Annotated in this window: 10 protein-coding genes; 4 read left to right on the forward strand and 6 right to left on the reverse strand. The window is 64.5% G+C overall.

The window, feature by feature from the left end:
• Positions 1–15: 15 nt before the first annotated feature.
• From carB to ABGN05_RS14605, 4 genes are all read right to left on the reverse strand, one after another.
• Entirely contained in the window at positions 16–3,498 is a 3,483-nt protein-coding gene (gene carB / locus ABGN05_RS14590) for a carbamoyl-phosphate synthase large subunit (protein ID WP_367954762.1), read from the reverse strand.
• A gap of 75 nt (positions 3,499–3,573) precedes the next feature.
• Positions 3,574–5,544 carry a pentapeptide repeat-containing protein gene (locus ABGN05_RS14595; protein ID WP_367954763.1) on the reverse strand — a complete coding sequence of 657 codons (1,971 nt, stop codon included), beginning with the start codon at positions 5,542–5,544 and terminating at the stop codon, positions 3,574–3,576.
• 173 nt (positions 5,545–5,717) lie between these two features.
• Positions 5,718–8,894, reverse strand: a complete 3,177-nt coding sequence (locus ABGN05_RS14600) for a caspase family protein (protein ID WP_367954764.1) — start codon at positions 8,892–8,894, stop codon at positions 5,718–5,720.
• Positions 8,895–8,954: 60 nt separating this feature from the next.
• Positions 8,955–10,481 carry a hypothetical protein gene (locus ABGN05_RS14605; RefSeq protein WP_367954765.1) on the reverse strand — a complete coding sequence of 509 codons (1,527 nt, stop codon included), beginning with the start codon at positions 10,479–10,481 and terminating at the stop codon, positions 8,955–8,957.
• 228 nt (positions 10,482–10,709) lie between these two features.
• Here ABGN05_RS14605 and ABGN05_RS14610 point away from each other — a divergent pair, with 228 nt between their 5' ends.
• The 3 genes from ABGN05_RS14610 (at position 10,710) to ABGN05_RS14620 (ending at position 13,819) form a co-directional block, all read left to right on the forward strand.
• A complete protein-coding gene (locus ABGN05_RS14610; RefSeq protein WP_367954766.1) occupies positions 10,710–10,898 on the forward strand; it encodes a hypothetical protein in 189 nt (62 codons plus the stop codon).
• Positions 10,899–11,203: 305 nt separating this feature from the next.
• Positions 11,204–12,094 carry a KPN_02809 family neutral zinc metallopeptidase gene (ypfJ, locus tag ABGN05_RS14615; RefSeq protein ID WP_367954767.1) on the forward strand — a complete coding sequence of 297 codons (891 nt, stop codon included), beginning with the start codon at positions 11,204–11,206 and terminating at the stop codon, positions 12,092–12,094.
• Between the two features lie 138 nt (positions 12,095–12,232).
• On the forward strand, positions 12,233–13,819 hold the full coding sequence (locus ABGN05_RS14620; RefSeq protein WP_367954768.1) for a pilus assembly protein TadG-related protein: 1,587 nt from the start codon (positions 12,233–12,235) through the stop codon (positions 13,817–13,819).
• A 33-nt stretch (positions 13,820–13,852) separates the two neighbouring features.
• Here the strand turns inward: ABGN05_RS14620 and carA are convergent, their stop codons facing one another.
• Positions 13,853–15,055: a glutamine-hydrolyzing carbamoyl-phosphate synthase small subunit gene (carA, locus tag ABGN05_RS14625; protein ID WP_367954769.1), complete on the reverse strand. Its 1,203-nt coding sequence runs from the start codon at positions 15,053–15,055 to the stop codon at positions 13,853–13,855.
• Positions 15,056–15,347: 292 nt separating this feature from the next.
• On the opposite strand from carA, the gene ABGN05_RS14630 reads away from it, so the two are divergent.
• Positions 15,348–15,797 carry a GatB/YqeY domain-containing protein gene (locus ABGN05_RS14630; RefSeq protein ID WP_367954770.1) on the forward strand — a complete coding sequence of 150 codons (450 nt, stop codon included), beginning with the start codon at positions 15,348–15,350 and terminating at the stop codon, positions 15,795–15,797.
• 122 nt (positions 15,798–15,919) lie between these two features.
• On the opposite strand, the gene ABGN05_RS14635 is transcribed toward ABGN05_RS14630, so the two are convergent.
• The gene (locus ABGN05_RS14635; RefSeq protein ID WP_367954771.1) at positions 15,920–17,578 is read right to left on the reverse strand and encodes a Na/Pi cotransporter family protein; all 1,659 of its coding nucleotides are present in this window, start codon (positions 17,576–17,578) and stop codon (positions 15,920–15,922) included.
• Positions 17,579–17,838: the final 260 nt, after the last annotated feature.

Below are 17,838 nucleotides of genomic sequence, written 5' to 3' on the forward strand. Positions count from 1 at the left end.
GTCGTGCGCCGCGCATCAGGAAAAGTACGACTGCAGCGGCCGTACCTCCAGGCTGCCCGCCTTCAGCGCCGCGATGGCTTCCGCCGCGGCGGCGGCACCGGCCATGGTGGTGTAGTAGGGCACCTTCTGCATCAGCGTGGCGCGGCGCAGCGACTTCGAATCGGAGACGGCGGTCTGGCTGTCGGTGGTGTTGAAGACGAGCTGGACCTGGCGGTTGCGGATGGCGTCCTCGATATGGGGGCGTCCTTCGAGCACCTTGTTGATCTTTTCCGCATCGACGCCGTTCTCGCGCAGGAACCGTGCCGTGCCGCCGGTGGCGAGCACACGAAAGCCGAGATCGGCCAGCCGCTTGACTGGGGGCAGCACGGCCGCCTTGTCCTCGTCGCGCACCGACACGAACAGGCAGCCCGAGCGCGGCAGGTCGACGCCCGCGCCGAGCTGGCTCTTGGCGAAGGCGAGCGCATAGTCGGTGTCGATGCCCATCACCTCGCCTGTCGACTTCATCTCGGGGCCGAGAAGCGTGTCGACGCCGGGGAAGCGGGCGAAGGGGAAGACGGCCTCCTTGACCGCGATGTGACCGAGCGCGCGCGGGTCCGGCTTGTCGCCGTAATGCGCGAAGGCGTCGTCGAGGCTCTCGCCGGCCATGATGCGCGCCGCGATTTTGGCGATGGGCTTGCCGATGGTCTTGGCCACGAAGGGCACGGTGCGCGAGGCGCGCGGGTTGACCTCCAGCACGTAGATATCGCCGTCCTTGACCGCATATTGCACGTTCATCAGGCCGCCGACGTGAAGCGCCTTGGCGAGTGCCGCCGTCTGGCGCTCCAGTTCGTCGACAAGCGACGGAGCCAGCGAATGGACCGGCAGCGAGCAGGCCGAATCGCCCGAATGGATGCCGGCCTCCTCGATGTGCTCCATGATGCCGGCGACATAGGTGGAGGTTCCATCGCACAGGCAGTCCACGTCGACCTCGATCGCGCCCGACAAATAGGTGTCGAAGAGCAGGGGGTTCTTTCCCAGGAGCGTATTGATCTGGCCCGTCTTGTCGTTGGGATACTTCTGCTTGATGTCCTCCGGCACCAGGCCCGGCACCGTGTCGAGCAGGTAGGATTGCAGCATGCCCTCCGAGTGGATGATCTGCATGGCGCGGCCCCCGAGCACGTAGGAGGGGCGCACCACCAGCGGGAAGCCGAGTTCGCCGGCCACCAGCCGCGCCTGCTCGACCGAATAGGCGATGCCGTTGCGCGGCTGCATGAGGCCGAGCCGGGTCAGGAGCTTCTGGAAGCGATCGCGGTCTTCCGCGAGGTCGATCATGTCGGGCGAGGTGCCGAGGATCGGTATGCCGGCCTTCTCCAGCGCCTCGGCGAGCTTCAGCGGCGTCTGGCCCCCGAACTGCACGATGACGCCCACCAGCGTGCCGGCTGCCTTCTCTACGCGCAGGATCTCCAGCACGTCCTCCGCTGTCAGCGGCTCGAAATAGAGCCGGTCGGAGGTGTCGTAGTCGGTTGACACCGTCTCGGGATTGCAGTTGATCATGATGGATTCGTAGCCGGCTTCGGCGAGCGCGAAGGCTGCGTGGCAGCAGCAGTAGTCGAACTCGATGCCCTGTCCGATGCGGTTCGGTCCGCCGCCGAGGATGACGACCTTCTGGCGGTCCGACACTCTGGCCTCGTCGGCCGGTTCGCCGGCAAAGGGGCTCTCGTAGGTCGAGTACATGTAGGCCGTCGGCGAGGCGAACTCGGCCGCGCAGGTGTCGATGCGCTTGTAGACCGGATGCACGCCGAGCCGGCCGCGCAGGCGCGCGACGTCCTGTTCGTCCTTGCGGGCGAGCGAGGCCAGCCGCGCGTCGGAAAAGCCCATCGACTTGAGCATCCTCAGGTTCGCCGCGTCCTGCGGCAGGCCGTGCTCGCGCACCCGCGCCTCCATGGCGATGATGGCGGCGATCTGTTCCAGGAACCACGGGTCGATGGCGCACATGGCATGCACCTCGCCGACGGAGGTGCCCATGCGGATCGCCTGCGCGACCATGCGCAGCCGGTCGGGCGTGGCGGTGCCGAGCGCGGCGCGAATTGCGTTGCGGTCGTCGCCGACGCCGATGCCGGGGATCTCGATCTCGTCGAGGCCGGTCAGCCCCGTCTCCAGCCCGCGCAGCGCCTTCTGCAGGGATTCGGCGAAGGTGCGGCCGATCGCCATGACCTCGCCGACGGACTTCATGGCCGTGTTGAGCACCGGCTCCGCGCCCGGGAATTTCTCGAAGGCGAAGCGCGGGATTTTCGTCACCACGTAGTCGATCGACGGCTCGAAGGCGGCCGGCGTCGCGCCGCCGGTGATGTCGTTTTCCAGTTCGTCCAGCGTGTAGCCGACCGCGAGCTTGGCCGCGACCTTGGCGATCGGGAAGCCGGTGGCCTTGGAGGCGAGCGCGGACGAGCGCGACACGCGCGGGTTCATCTCGATGACGACCAGCCGCCCGTCGGCGGGATTGACCGCGAACTGCACGTTGGAGCCGCCGGTCTCCACCCCGATCTCGCGCAGCACCGCGATCGAGGCGTTGCGCATCACCTGGTATTCCTTGTCGGTGAGCGTCAGCGCCGGGGCGACCGTGATCGAATCACCGGTGTGCACGCCCATCGGGTCGAGGTTCTCGATCGAGCAGATGATGATGCAGTTGTCCGCCTTGTCGCGGACAACCTCCATCTCGTACTCCTTCCAGCCGAGCACGCTCTCCTCGATCAGCACCTCGGTGGTGGGCGAGGCGTCCAGACCGTTGGCGACGATGTCGAAGTATTCCGCCCTGTTGTAGGCGATGCCGCCGCCCGTGCCGCCAAGCGTGAAGGAGGGGCGGATGATGGCCGGCAGTCCGACATGGTCGAGCGCCTGGGCCGCCACCGCCATGGCGTGGCTCATGTAGCGCTGCTTGCGGTCGCCCTCGCCGAGGTTCCAGCGCGTCTCCAGGTCGTCGAGCGCGGTGTCGAGATCGTCCGGCGCCGACGCCTTCAGCGCGGCGCGTTCGGCCTCGTGGCGCGTGCGGTCCTCGTTCTTGACCTCGCTGGCGTTGGCGAGCCAGGAGCGCGGCGTCTCGAGCCCGATGCGGGCCATGGCCTCGCGAAACAGCGAGCGGTCCTCCGCCATGTCGATGGCGTCCGCGTTGGCGCCGATCATCTCGACGCCGTAGCGCTCCAGCACGCCCATGCGGCGCAGCGACAGGGCGGTGTTGAGCGCGGTCTGCCCGCCCATGGTGGGCAGCAGCGCGTCCGGCCGCTCGCGCGCGATGATTTTTGCCACGACTTCCGGGGTAATGGGTTCGATATAGGTCGCGTCGGCCAATTCCGGGTCGGTCATGATGGTGGCCGGGTTGGAATTGACCAGAATGACGCGAAAACCTTCCTCCTTCAGCGCCTTGCAGGCCTGGGTGCCGGAATAGTCGAACTCGCAGGCCTGGCCGATGACGATGGGTCCCGCGCCGATGATAAGGATGGAGGAGATATCGGTGCGTCTTGGCATGGGAATCCGCTTTGCTAGCCCTGCGCGTAGCGCCGGACGCGGGGAAAGGCCCGGCCGGTGCGCGAGGGGAATCTGTCAGGCTAGGCGGGCCTTATAGGGGAGGACGAAGGGGGAGGGAACCCCGGAAATATGGGGGTAGGGCGGACTATTCGCCGGGTGGAGAAGCGGCCGGTTCTGGGGGTTCGAGAGGAGCGGGACCGCAGCCTCGGGGTGGGGGATGGAGGCATAGCCGATAAGTTCAGATAGTTTGTCGCCATTTAGGGCACGCCAACCGCGCCAGCCGCCAAAAAGCGCTTCCTCCGTCAGTTCTTCTGATTTCCATTGGCATGGCAATTCGTAACTCATTGGTGCTTTCACAGAACCGTCTCCAAAGCTTGTACGGAACTCCTGCAATTCCCGTACATCTACCGCGCTTATGTCGACGCTCTTCAGAACTGAGAACCTCCATAACGATGCCCTCAAGGAGGTATGGTTGAGGGCAAGTGGATGTCCGGGTATCCCGATCAGCGACGCGTAGCTGAGGTTTGCGCCGTCAAGGTTGGCACCTACCAAATCTGCGCCATCAAGGCTTGCGCGTTCCAAACTTGTTCCGTTGAGAATTGCGTCATTTAGTCTTACCTTAACAAGGATTGCGCTGGTGAGATTTGCCCGAAAAAGATTCGCGCGTTCTAGGCTTGCTCCGCTGAGGTCAGCGCCTTCTAGATTTGCCTGGCTGAGGCTCGCGCCGTCGAGGGTTGCTCCGCTGAGATCCGCACCTTCAAGGTCTGCTTGGCCAAAGACGGCACCGCTGAGGTTGGCTCTGTAGAGGTCTGCGCCTTCGAGCCTAGCTCCGCTGAGGTCTGCACCCTCGAGAATAGCCCTGGTTAGATTTGCGCCTTCTAAACTTGCTCCAGTAAGTATTGCCCCACGCAGGTCCTTTCCGCGCAAGTCGGGCTTTGTCATGGCGTCTAGTAAAGCACTCCGACGCCTTTTCCACTCCCTTTGAAAAAGCTCTTCGTCGTATGCAGCTAAGGCGCCGTGGCCTATTGCCAGCGGATTGGAGCAAGAAACGCCACGCTTCTCGTTGCACCAGCGGACTCGGAATTCTGCCTCGGCAATTTCGAGGCCGAGCCAATCCTTTGGCTTTTCTGTGAAGACTACTTCTCTTAGATCCGCCCGCGCGGGACGCAAGAAGTCAATTCGGAGCTGCACCTTACTCCAACAAATATCCCTCTTCTTCTCGGTTGAGTCACATTGGAATAGTTTCATTACCGTCGTCCGGTCTTGTCCGCTCCACAAGTCGATACTTGTTCTTAGAAGTGTAAGTCCCGCTATCGTTATCGCGGCGGGAACAAATATTGCCCACCAACGAGGGTGCGGTATTCGCTGAGCTAGATAGGCATATGCAGCAGTGCCACTGCGCAAGAAGACTCCCATCGTTACTACGAATACGACGGCTATCCACCCTGTCATGGTCGGATCATGCGCAGGCATTGAACGCCACCAGAACCAGGCGATGATGAATAGCCCGAACATCCACACCAATACGATGGCGGTCACATTGCCAACAATCGCCACGGCGCGCGGGGCGGACGCTCGGTCTTCGTCTGCGGCGTTACGCAAGCTGTCGCGCCAGCGGAGTGCAGCATCTGTGACGAGCCAGGGATGAATCCGATCCGCGATTGGCTGGCGATCCACAAGGGGGGGTATAGTACCGAGCGCCTGCCACAGTCGCTCTATATAGACGTGAAAATGAACATAGAGTGCAGCTATGATCAATGAACCGGTCAAAAAGAAAGAGGCGACTGGAACTGATATATTTATAATGGGCAATTGCGTGCGTTCTGAGGTCGAGAAAAAGGCGATGTCACGCACGCTGGCGAGCGTAATGCTGGCGAAGACCAGTGCGCCAAGTAATGCGACCCAAGCAGCTCGTGCATTGTGTATTATCTCGTCGATGCGATGGAGATCCGCTTCGGCGCTCCTACCAACTGTGTCTGCAAACTTCTGTAATCCGGGGATGGCGCGCGTGCGCTGGTGAGAACGCGCGGCAGGATTTGTTGACATTCTTTTACAATCTTGCTGTTTCTAACAGAATTATGGAAGAATCACGAACAGCAAGCAAGGTGGATGATGAAAAATCCACGCATCGGTAGGCCAAATGCAATTAGGGTCGTTTGTTCAATACGAGAGTATATAGAGTTTTTTTGCGGGAGACGAAAACAGAAACCGCGTCGCGTTCAATCCCCTAAATTCTCCAACAGTTCTAACGCCCGTTCGACGCTCGTCTTCGCCGTTTCGACCGCATCCGTCTGCTGCGCGGCGGTCAGGAGCTCAAGCGCGTGTCGGCACTCGGCCAGTGCCTCCTTCGCGATGGCAAGGTCGCGGTCGTGGCGGGCGCGTTCGGTGCGGATTTCGCAGGTGGTGTTTTCCAGGTAGCCGGCGAGTTGCGGCATCGCGGCGAAGCCGGCGCGGGCTTCGGCGGCCAGCTCTTCGGCGCGGGCGAGGCGGGCGGGGTCGAAGTCGAGACGCAGAGCGGTCACCAGGAGGTAGGCGAGACCGTTGGCGGCGAGCGCGCTGCCCTGGACGTTGCCGATCTCGCCGAACATGGAATGCAGTTCCCCGTGGGCGGCGATCGCGGTTTCGAGTTCGGCGGGGTCCTTCGTCACCAGCGCCAGCGCGGCGGCGGCATCGGCGTAGTTCTGGTAGAGTTCTAGGAAGGGCCCGATGTTCGCGGTGCGAGCGCCGAGGGCTTCGTTGCGGGCCACGCTTTCGGCCAGTAGCTGCGTGCCGCGGCGGAGCTCCGCCGTGTCGCCCGACAGGCGGGCGAGTGCTGCGAGCGTCGTGCCGAGTTCCATGTCGAGGCGCAGCGTGCCGTCGGGAGTGCCGGGCGCAACCGCCTGCTTCAGGCGCTCGAACGTTTCGGCAGCTTCCCGCAGCCTGTCGGGATCGGCCGTCTTGCGCCCGAGGGCGGATCGGGTACGGGCGGCTTCGAAGTCGACCTGATTTCTCAGCCCCGCGTTGGCGCTCGCGGTGGCGATTTTGCCGAGCCGTTCGAAGATGTCGATCGCCTCGCGCAGGCGCTCGTTGCCGGGTTCGCGCCGGCCTATTGCCGAAAGCGTCATGCCGAGCCGCCATTCGGCCTCCCCCGCCGGCGCCGCGGCTTCGGCCTGGCGGAAGGTTTCGAGTGCCGCCCTCTGAACCACTTCCGCCTGCAACAGGCCCGAGCCGTCGCCGAACCGCTCCGCCCATTCGAGCGCGATGCGGCCGGCCATGCTCTTCAATTCGGCCGCGATGAGGGGGAAGCGGTCGTCCGGAAAGATGTCGAGCGCCGCTCCGTTGATGTCGCCGGCGATCGAGAGTGCATCCGGCGTGTTCTGGCGCATGGCGACGTCGAGCGCGATGTAGGTGGCGTTGGCGATGTAGCGGGCGGCCAGCGCATCGGCCGTCTCGTCGTCCGGCAGCAGCGTCATCATGCTGTCCATATGACCGATCACGTCCTGCAGCAGCGCCGGATCGGGCGCCGCCGCCCAGCGGAAATACAGCGACTGCACCTGCCTGAAGCGCGCCTCCGCCTCCAAAGCCTCGTCGCCTGCCTGTCGTGCCAGCGAAGCTGCCTGTTCGAAGTCGGCTTCTGCACCGGTAAGTGACGAAAAATCCCCTTTCGCAAGGGCGATCTGGCCGACGGCGCGACCATGGTCGAGGCGGATGCGGCCGCGTTGAGCCGGTGCAAGATCTTCGCCGACCGAAAGCGCCCACGCCAGGAGGCCCAGCGCTTCGTCGAAGGCCGACATGTCGCCCGCGCGCGAACTGCGCAGCAAAAGGATCAGCGCGAGCCTGTGGGAGAGTTCCGCTTCGATCGCGGGGGGAATCCCACTGCTCGATCCAAGCGCCTCGCGGGTGAGCGCCTCGGCGCGATCGAGCGATCCGGACGAGCCCTGAAGCTCCGAATGGGTGAGGTAGGCGTCGATTTCCTCGAGGCCGTAGCGCAGGGCCTTTTCCCGGTCGACCTCGGCGACGATCTCGCGCGCCCCGCCGTAGTCGCGGGCAGCATCCTCGAAGCGGAACAGGAGCTTTTTCGTTTCGGCGCTGCGGGCGAAAACCTCGGCATCCTCGAAAAAGCGCTGGCGAAGCGCCTCCAGCTGGTCAAGCCGCGTGTCACGCAGGGAGGCGACGCGTTGCTTCGCCTGTTCGCGAAAATCGTCGGCGGCGTGGAGCGCGCCTTCGAGTTCGGCCTCGTCGGCTAGGCGCGTCAGGCGCTCGATCTCGGGATCGGGGTTTTCCATTGCGTTGCGGGTGCGGCGAAGCTCGGCGAAGCGTTCGAGCTCGGCCTTCAGGCGAGCCTCGATCTTCTGGGGGTCGTCGGTGGGGTCGAGCCCGGCGGCGCGCATCATGGCGTAGACGACGCTCATGGGAACCTGCCCGCTGCGGGCCAGGGTTTCGGCCTGCGCGCGCTGCGGGTCGGGCAGCGCGGCAATGTGGACGAGCAACTGCCGGCGCTCGGTCAGTATCTCTCCCTCGGCGCCCTCGACCGGGTCCGGCCGGTCGCCCAGATAGAGGAGCCGCCTCAGGCTCTCGTTCGTCCAGGGGCGTTGCCGGCCGCCGGTCTTCAGATAGACCTCCTCGGCAACCATGCGCATGACGGTGCCGAACTCCTCGCCGGCCATGGCGTCTATGTGGCGCAGCAGCGCGGCCGCGTAGGGGCTGTGGCCGCCGATGTCGCCGTCGAGCGCCGGCATGCCCGGCTCGGCCGCGAAGCCGATCACCATGCCGAGACTGCCTGTTTTCGGCGCCGCCGCATCGAGCGCGCGTACGCCGCGGGTCTGGCCAAGACCGCCGGCCGATAGCGGCTCGGCCGGCGCATCGGGCCGGACCCGCAGGGTCGCCGTCGGGGGAAACGGATTGTCGCGGCAGGCATCCAGCAGAAGGATCGTGACCGGGACGGTCTGTCGCAGGCGGTTCAGGATATCGGAGAGCGGAACCAGGCGTTCGCCGGCGGCGTCGAGCGACGCGAGATCGGCGTCGACGGGGACGAGAAAATTCTCGCCGCCGGCTTCGATGCCGTGGCCGGCGTAATAGAGCACCGCCACGTCCGCGTCCCCCGCATCCTCGACGAAGCGGTCGAGGTCTTTGCGCAGGTCGTCCGCGTCGCGGTCGGTGCGGCGCACGGCATCGAAGCCGAGGTCCGACAGCAATTCCTCGATGGCGTCGGCGTCCTGTGGCGGATTGGCGAGAGAGGGGAGGGCCGCGTAGTCGCCGTTTCCGATGGTGAGCGCGACGCCGCGCAGGACGGGCGCCTCGCCGTAACCGGATGCGCGCGCAGCGGCGAACCCGTGAACGAGAAAGAGGAATGCTGCCAGAGCCCCGGCGAGGGCTCGGCTGCCCACCCATCCGCGCAGCGCCTCAGTCAGGAACATGGCCTGTCCCATACTTCCGTGACCGCAAGTATAACCCGCCGAGGGCGGGTCGGTACAAGACTATCGCCCGAGCGGAAGGGCGTCGAGGATCTCGAACCGCTCGCCGACGCCTATCCGGATCATGTTGAGGTCGGCTTCCCGGGTAAAGCGGAATTCCTGCAGCGTGTTGGACCCGTCCGGCTTTCCGGACCGGAACCGGATCACCCTCGACCCGCCGTCCGGCCACAGCACCGTCACCTCGGCGTCTCCGTTCTGGCTGCGTGCGATCCTGGCTTCGCAACGGGTCATCGGCTGGCCGACATAACGCGCGCAGGGAATTTCGGTGGATGCATCCTGCGCCTGCTGCGGCATCGCGACCGCCGTCTGCGCAACGATGATGGGATCGGGCTCATCGGCCGCCGGCGGTTCGGCGGCGTTCCCGGACGCCTCTGTGGCGGGGACTCCGGCGCCGTCAGCAGCGGCGATGCCGGCGCCGGCCCCGCGCGGAGCGGCTTCCTCGGCAACCGCGGCCGGCGGCGACTGCCGCTCCTTCGGGAAAAGAACCGAAAGCGCCGCATCGACGAGTCCCCTGGGAGCCTCTATCGGCTCCAGCGCGGCCATCTCCCGCACGGGGACGTCCACAGCCTCCTCCGCGGATGATTCGGCCGCGGCTGGTGCGGGAACCTGCGCCACCTCCGGCGCCGCCGCATCCGCGATCCCCGACGCCGGGGCGCCTGCGACTTCCCGCTCATAGACGTCCATGGCCTCCTGCGTGGGGAGTTCGGCTGCCTCCTTCAGGGCGAATTCTGCAAGATCCTGGACGGGGATTTCCGGCGTCTCCGGAGCTGGGGTCTCGGCCACCGGCTCCTCGCCGTACCGGAGCGGACGCGGAGTCGGGATCGGAACGAGGGAAAGGGTGCCGTCCGTCCCGTCAGCCGCTTCAGGCGGTGTCGCGGAGCCGCCCTCCGGCGTGAACACTTCGGCCGCGAAGGGCGCATTCCTCGCGGCCATCGCGAGCGCGAAAGCGGGGGCAGCCGCGTCGATCTTTCGGCTTTCCCGCTCCTCGTCGAAGGCAAGCATTGGGTCTGAGCCCGAACCGGGTGACGGGGAAAGCAGCACGGTGCGGATTTCGTCCTGACCGGAGGTTTCGTCCGCTTCGAGGCCGAGGCTCGGCAGGGGATCGGGCAGGATGCCGGCGACGATCTGCGAACGGTCGAACTTCTCCACCGGGGGCGGCTTGACCCCAGCATCGTCTTCGTCGGAACCCGGCGCCGCGCCGACCCTCAGGTATCGGGAAGGGGTCCAGCCGACGAGGTGCTCCGGGTAGTCTATTTCCACCCGGCACCACTCGTAGCCCCTGAAGTCCGCGCAATCCAGGCGCCGCAGGAGCGATCCGTTGGGAATGCGCGCAAGCACGAGACCGGTCGGGGAGGCGGTGGCGCGGACGTTGAGGAGGTCGTCCGGCGAAAGTCCTCGAACCTCCGCCTCGACCGCATCGCTCTCTCCGGGCGCGACCATTTCCGTGGCATGCGCGGGCAGCCGCGCGACGAGGCAGAAGATGGCCAGCGCGAAGGCGGAAACGAATGCGCTGGCAGGCTTTCGCGGCATTCGGATGCTCAAGGAACCTTGTTCGGCGTCGTTTCGGGTTTCGTCCCGCTTATTATGCGCCCCGGCTGCCCGCTGTCACCCCCCATTCGACGGTGCGGACCCATCGCCTTTCGTACCTGTGTCCGGGCCGCAGCGGCGCCAGCGCGAGCAGGCCCCGGAACCAGAAGGGCAAGCCCACGTTTCCGACGATCACCGCTCGGTCCGAGCCGCGAAAGCATGGAGGAAACGATGGGCATCGAACAGGCACCGACACCGCAGGGCAAGGAAGGCGCGCGCGAGCTTCGCGAAAGCACCGCCCGCGAAGAGAAGAAGGTGGAGTCCCAGAAAGGCAGCGACCTCAAGAAGGGAGCCGACCGGATGGAGGAGCGGTCGCGGAGCTCGGACGGGAAAAGCGTCGAGACGAAGCAACAGGACTGATATTTTTGCGAATACGAAGGCGGGACCCGCTACCCCCGCCTCCGAGCGGGTCCCGCCTGGCAGCCCCCCGCCGCCGCACTGGAGCACTAACCCGGGGGAGTTTTGGGCACTTTGCGCTAAGTCAAAAGTTGGGGCTACCTGACGATTCTTGTGCAGTCAGCCGCTACGCCTTGCCAGGACGGCTGACCTGAGCGGCTCGCGCACGATGCAGAATCGTCATGACTTCGCAGGCGTCGGACATTATTCATGAGCCGATGCCTGACCCGCCGCACCATCCGGTTCGGCGTACACACGAGGAGACCGCGATGCGCTGGAGAGGCCGTCGTCAGAGTGCCAATGTCGAGGATCAGCGTGGCCGCAGCGCAGGCTTCGGGCGCGGCGGGGGTTTTGGTCGCGGCGGCATCCGCATCCCCGCCGGACGATCGATCGGAGGCGGAGGCATTTCGGGGATCGTCATCCTTGTCATCGTCTTCTTCGTGCTGCGCTTCCTGGGCATCGACCCGCTCGAAATGATGCAGGAAGAGCCGCGCGGCGGGACGCCAGTCCAGAGTGCCGCCTCCGACGAGACGGCGCAGTTCGCCGGGGTGGTGCTCGCCGAAACCGAGGATGTCTGGAACGGCATCTTCGAAGCCGGTGGCCGGGACTATCCGGAACCGACAATGGTTCTCTTCTCAGATCAGGTCCAGTCAGCGTGCGGCTTCGCGTCCGCGGCATCCGGCCCGTTCTACTGTCCGGGCGATACCAAGCTCTACCTCGATCTATCGTTCTTCGCCCAGCTTGCGACCCAGTTCGGCGCGTCGGGCGATTTTGCGCAGGCCTACGTCATCGCGCACGAGGTGGGACATCACGTCCAGAACGTCACGGGCGTCCTGCCGAAATTCAACCGGGCGCGCCAGGGCATGAGCGAGGTCGAGGCGAACCGCATGTCGGTGCGGGTGGAACTGCAGGCGGACTGCTATGCCGGCATCTGGGCGCACTACACGGAACAGAAGGGGCTTCTGGAGCAGGGCGACATCGACGAAGCGCTGAACGCGGCCAATCAGATCGGCGACGACACACTGCAGAAGCGATCGCAGGGCTACGTCGTTCCCGACAGCTTCAACCACGGCACGTCCGCGCAGCGGAAGGAATGGTTCCAGCGCGGTTTCGAGAGCGGCCGCATGTCGGATTGCGACACCTTCGACGGCGATATCTGACCAGCCATCCCGAGAACGTCTGCCGGTATCTCGACAAATCGGGAAGATTCCTTCATGCGTCGCTAAGCATTCGGTTTAGCTCCACCTTAACCCGGGACGTCTAGTCTTGCCCCATCGACAATGGAGTGGGGTAGAGTGATGTTGGCGTCTTCTGTCCGCCGCCTGCTGCGAAACGAAAGCGGGAATATTGGCATCATGGCCGCGTTTGCCATGGTTCCTCTCGTTCTCGGCGCCGGTATCGCCCTCGACTTCTCATCGCTGAGCAACAGCAAGGCCGAACTCCAGAACGCTCTGGATGCCGCCGTTCTTGCCGTGGCCCGAGAAGGCAAGGAGATCAGCGACGCGGATGCCAATGCAATCGCGCAGCAGTTCATTCGCGCGAACTTCGATCCCGAGGACGTCGACCTGGATCTCAAGCGGAACGGTACCCGGGTCACGCTCAAGGGCGGCCTGCGTCAGAAACTCGCCTTCGCCGGCCTCATCGGCTACGACACTGCCAAGGTCGGCGCCGAATCCTCGGCCGATATCGCGTACAACAAGTACGAGATCGCCCTCGTGCTCGACACGACCGGATCGATGAAGGGCGGCAAGCTCGCCTCCATGAAAGACGCCGTCGTCGGGCTCGTGGACACGATGTCCACCCAGATCAAGGACGATGAAAAGCTAAAGTTCGCGGTTGTCCCCTTCGCCAATTTCGTCAACGTCGGCAAACATTTCGGCCCGGAATTCGACAAGCACGGAAGGTTGGTCAACAAGACCGGCGCCGATTGGCTCGACCTGAGAGGGAGAGCCGAGCTCCCGCAGCTCGAACTCAAGAAGGGTGTCAGCCGGTTCGAGGTCATGCACAACCTCAAGGACGACTGGAAGGGCTGCGTTGAGACCCGCTACAGTGGCCCTGGCGAAGACTACGACGTCTCCGATCGGGAAGCCAAGAAGGGCGACACGAAGAGCCTCTTCGTCCCTTCGTTCTCCATCGATGAGCCCGACAACGGCTACGGCAACAGCTACATCGCCTCCTGGGTCGATCCTCTCGACAACAGCGCGGTTGCCCAGATCAGGAAACTGGTCAAGTACGGCGTCACCAGCTTGGTCACGGATAGTGGGACGCTTGTTCCGATCAGCGGGCTGGGCGAATGGTTCGTTCCCGCCACCAACATGAGCGGCGGAAGGGGTCCCAACAGGGACTGCGTTACCCAGCCGATCGTGCCGCTCAACAACGACTACTCCAGCATCAAGAGCAGGGTGAAGTCGCTGGAAGCCAATGGCACGACCAACATCATGGAAGGCGTTGCCTGGGGCATGCGGGTGCTGTCGCCGCACGAGCCATTCTCGGAAGGCCGGGTGAAGGAACCTGGCGTCGAGAAGATCATGATCGTATTGACCGACGGCTCCAACGTGTTCGGCAACAACAACACCAGCCTGCGTTCGAGCTATTCGAGCAACGGCTACCTGGTCGACGGCCGCATCGGTATCGCGAACGGGTCGTCCTCCGACACCAACAAGATCATGAACGAAAAGACGCTGGCCGCCTGCGGCAACGCCAAGAAGGAAGGCATCATCGTCTACACGATCAGGCTCGAGGAGCCGGACGTGAAGACGGGAATGATGCTGAAGGACTGCGCCACGAGCGCCGCCCACTTCTTCGACGCCCCATCGCGTAGCCAGCTGGACGACGTGTTCCAGGAAATCCGCGAAAACGTCGTGAGGTTGCGCATTTCGTCGTAACCGCGGCGCTTGGCGACGCGCCCCCAGCGGGTTCTACCGTTCCGCGAGGGCCGGTTCGCCCTTGCGCTCGCGGATGAGGTTCACGAAGCGGCGGAACAGGTAGTGCGAATCCTGCGGCCCGGGCGAAGCCTCCGGATGATGCTGGACCGAGAAGACGGGCTTTCCGGCCAGCGCGATGCCGCAATTGGATCCGTCGAAGAGGGAGACGTGGGTTTCCTCGACCCCTTCCGGCAGACTGTCGCCATCCACCGCAAAGCCATGGTTCATCGAGACGATCTCGACCTTGCCGGTGGTGTAGTCCTTGACCGGATGGTTGGCGCCGTGATGCCCCTGGTGCATCTTGGTCGTCTTGCCGCCGACCGCGAGCGCCAGCATCTGGTGGCCGAGGCATATGCCGAACATGGGAAGGTCGGCGTCGAGGAGGTCGCGGATGACGGGTACCGCGTATTCGCCCGTTGCCGCCGGATCGCCCGGACCGTTGGACAGGAATATGCCGTCGGGGCGCATGGCGAGGATGTCTTCCGCCGGAGTATTCGCGGGCACCACCGTCACCTCCGCGCCGAGACCGGCCATGAGCCGCAGGATGTTTCGCTTCACGCCGTAGTCGATCGCCACGATGTGCATGGAAGGATCGGTCTGTTCGCCGTAGCCCTCGTTCCAGGCCCACGCCGTCTCCTTCCAGGTGGAACTCTGGCCGGACGTGACTTCCTTGGCGAGGTCGAGGCCGACAAGGCCGTGCCATTCGGCCGCGCGCTTCTTGAGGTCTTCCACGTCGAAAATGCCGTCCGGCGAATGCGCGATCACGGCATGCGGGACGCCGAGATCGCGGATGCGGGCGGTGAGGGCGCGCGTGTCGATGCCGCTGATCGCCACGATGCCGCGCCGTTTCAGCCAGTCGTCCAGGTTCTCGGCAGAGCGGTAGTTCGACGGGTTGGTCACGTCGGCACGGAACACCGCCCCGACGGCGCCCGCCCGCGCGGCAGGTGTGAGATCCTCGATGTCCTCGCCGTTGGCGCCCACATTGCCGATGTGCGGAAAGGTGAAAGTGACGATCTGTCCCGCATAGGATGGGTCGGTCAGGATTTCCTGATAGCCGGTGAGCGCCGTGTTGAAGCAGACCTCGCCGATCGCGTCGCCCGTGGCGCCCAGCCCACGGCCTTCCACGACAGTTCCGTCGGAGAGCACGAGCAGAGCCGTGGCTTTTTCCGCGCCCCAGGGCGCCGTGGATGCGATCATGCGGGTTTCTCCATCGAAGGCGGCCATGCCGGGCTTGATATCCCTCGGCGAAAGGGCCATATCGCGCGCCAAATCCGGCCCGGCATGACTTGCCCGCCCTGACCGTGCGCTAAATGTATGTCCATGCAGGATGCGGACAATAGGCAAAACGGGCGGCGCGGTCAATCGTGGCAATGAGGCCCGAAGAGAAAAGCTTTCGCAAACGAAAACAGCGGCTTGGTGCCGCAAAATCGGTTTGCGTCAACAATTGGGCGGCGCTATTGTCCAGTGCCGCCAAAGGAGTCTTGTCCCAATGCGCGAGATGATCGCGAAGGCGTTGAAAGATGCCCTCAAATCGAACGACAAACGCAGGATCTCCACGATTCGGCTCATCCAGACAGCAGTCAATGACAGGGACATCTCCAACCGCTCCGCGGGGAAGGACCCCGTCAGTACGGAGGAGATAGCGCTGATCCTCGTCAAGATGATCAAGCAGCGTCAGGAATCCGCACGGCTCTACGAGGAGGGCAACCGTCTCGAACTCGCCGAACAGGAGCGCGAGGAGATCGGCATCATCCGTGACCTCCTTCCCCGGCAACTCGAGGAGGAAGCCGTGAAGCAGGCCTGCGCCCAGGTGATCGACGAGGTCGGGGCCGACGGACTGCGGGACATGGGCAAGTGCATGAATGCCCTGCGCGAAAAGTTCCCGGGCCGCATGGACTTCGGCAAGGCCAGCGGCATCGTCAAGGGCATGCTCCGGTAGCGGGATCATCCAATTGATCGCATACGCCCGCATCGGCGGCCGATCCTCCTCCCGGACACAAAACCTCGAATGCAACAAATCGATGCGGAGCCCGGGCTGACAGCGTGGGGTGTTCGCGCCGTTCAGCTGGCCTTCAGCCGGCTGTCGCGCAACAGTCCCTGATCCTCCAGCACCGGGTAGGCGATGGATGCGAGCAGGGAATTGATCTGCTTCAGATCGCGGATCGTGTCGAGGTGGATGGAACTCGTCTCGAGGCTCTTGACCGAGCCGTCGCGCAGGCGCGCGAAATGGTTCTGGTTCGAGGACTTCTCCATGTCGCGAAGCCGGTCTTTCTCCAAGACGAGCTGGCGCGCCGTTTCGCTGTCGCGCGAGACCAGCACGTTGAAGGCCAGCCTTGCATTCGCCGCGACGGAGGCGTGGAATTCGACGAGTTCGCGCCAGCCTTCCTCGGTGAATTCCAGGCCGCGATCCAGCTTCTTCCGGACGTGGACCAGCATGTTGCGCACGATGATGTCGCCCACCTGCTCCAGCTTGACGCAGGCGCCGATCAGTTCCTGGCAACGCAGCGCTTCGTCCTCCGAGAGCGGATGGACCGTCATCCTCGCCAGGTAGAGCTTGATCGCGGCATGTCTGCGGTCCACGCGATCGTCCAGCGCAGCCAGGGCCTTGATGCCTTCCTCGTCGGCATGCACGTAGAGTTCGATGACCCGCTTGATCATCACCTCGATCGCCTCGCAGACGCGCACCACCTCGCGGGTGGCATTCGCAAGCGCCTGCGCCGGCTTGTCCAGCGCATTTTCGTTGAGTGCGCTGAGTTCGGCGACAGCGAGGTTTCCGGTTTCCGGGACCGACACTCTGACGAGCCGGGTAGCCAGCGCATGGATGGGACCTGCGATGGGGATGCCGACGAGTGCAAGTGCCGCATTGAAGAGGATGTGGGCATGTATCAGTTGCGCCGGCACGCCGCTGCCGAGCATATGGAGCGGCGGCTCGAACAAAACGATGCCCGCCAGCACTAGGACCGATCCGGATCCGCGCAGGATCAGATTGCCGATCGGAACAGTCCGGGAGGCCGGGGGCGAAGCGCGCGACAGCACCGCGGCGATGGCGCAGCCGCCGAGGTTTGCGCCGAGCACGAGAACGACCCCGAGTTCGGCCGGAACCAGGCCGCGCGCGGCCAGCGCCGCCACCAGCAGGACCGCCGCGACGCTCGAATGGAAGAGCCACGTGACCACGGCCGCGATGAGGAATGCGGTAACGGGGTCGCCCGCGAGGTACCCCACGATGACGGGCAGCAGGCGGCTGTCGCGAAGCGGCTCGGATGCATTCCCGATCATCTGCAGCGAAAGGATCAGGAGCCCGATCCCGATGAGAATGCGTCCGATCTGGCGCCATTTCCTGGCCGCCGTGGTGAGGAACATGCCAGTCCCGGCGACGAGACAGAGAGGAACGAGCAGACCGAGATCGAAGGAAAGCAGCTTGACCACCATGGCCGAGCCAACATCGGCGCCGAGCACGGTGATCAGCCCCGCGGTGCCGGAAATGATGCCCGCGCCAGCGAAGGAGCCGATCAGGAGCGAGGTTGCCGTGGCGCTCTGCAGCGCCACCGCGAGCCCTGCACCGGCAAAGACGGCGCTCACGGGATTGCGCAGGATGCGCCGCAGCCGGTGGCGCAGGATGTCGCCATAGGCGCGCTCCACGCCGGTGCGTACCATCCGCGTAGCCCAAAGCAGGAGCGCCACCGCGCCCGCGAGATTCAGAAGGACGAGCGAGCCGGTCATTCCCGAACACCCCGGAAGGTACGCGAATCATGAGATTTCGAGAGAATCATAGTGCACCAAACCGTTCGAATCGCAGCTGGTTCCGCGTTGCATTCTTTTAGCCGGATAATGATCCGAACCCCGCGAAATGTCGATGCGCCGCGCGACACCGAGTGGCGGTTCTGAGCCATTCCGACGCGGCGACCGGAGTCGATGCCCTGTGGAAACCGGGGCCGGACGGAAGAAGGAGTCGTGCGTCCACGTGCGAACCATTATGTAAG

Source organism: Aquibium pacificum (assembly GCF_040839445.1).
Lineage (GTDB): Bacteria > Pseudomonadota > Alphaproteobacteria > Rhizobiales > Rhizobiaceae > Aquibium > Aquibium pacificus.

Bases quoted from the DNA above. Each gene is read 5' to 3' on its own strand.
- carB (WP_367954762.1), bottom strand. From the start codon at position 3,498: ATGCCAAGACGCACCGATATCTCCTCCATCCTTATCATCGGCGCGGGA.
- ABGN05_RS14595 (WP_367954763.1), bottom strand. From the start codon at position 5,544: ATGTCAACAAATCCTGCCGCGCGTTCTCACCAGCGCACGCGCGCCATC.
- ABGN05_RS14600 (WP_367954764.1), bottom strand. From the start codon at position 8,894: ATGTTCCTGACTGAGGCGCTGCGCGGATGGGTGGGCAGCCGAGCCCTC.
- ABGN05_RS14605 (WP_367954765.1), bottom strand. From the start codon at position 10,481: ATGCCGCGAAAGCCTGCCAGCGCATTCGTTTCCGCCTTCGCGCTGGCC.
- ABGN05_RS14610 (WP_367954766.1), top strand. From the start codon at position 10,710: ATGGGCATCGAACAGGCACCGACACCGCAGGGCAAGGAAGGCGCGCGC.
- ypfJ (WP_367954767.1), top strand. From the start codon at position 11,204: ATGCGCTGGAGAGGCCGTCGTCAGAGTGCCAATGTCGAGGATCAGCGT.
- ABGN05_RS14620 (WP_367954768.1), top strand. From the start codon at position 12,233: ATGTTGGCGTCTTCTGTCCGCCGCCTGCTGCGAAACGAAAGCGGGAAT.
- carA (WP_367954769.1), bottom strand. From the start codon at position 15,055: ATGATCGCATCCACGGCGCCCTGGGGCGCGGAAAAAGCCACGGCTCTG.
- ABGN05_RS14630 (WP_367954770.1), top strand. From the start codon at position 15,348: ATGCGCGAGATGATCGCGAAGGCGTTGAAAGATGCCCTCAAATCGAAC.
- ABGN05_RS14635 (WP_367954771.1), bottom strand. From the start codon at position 17,578: ATGACCGGCTCGCTCGTCCTTCTGAATCTCGCGGGCGCGGTGGCGCTC.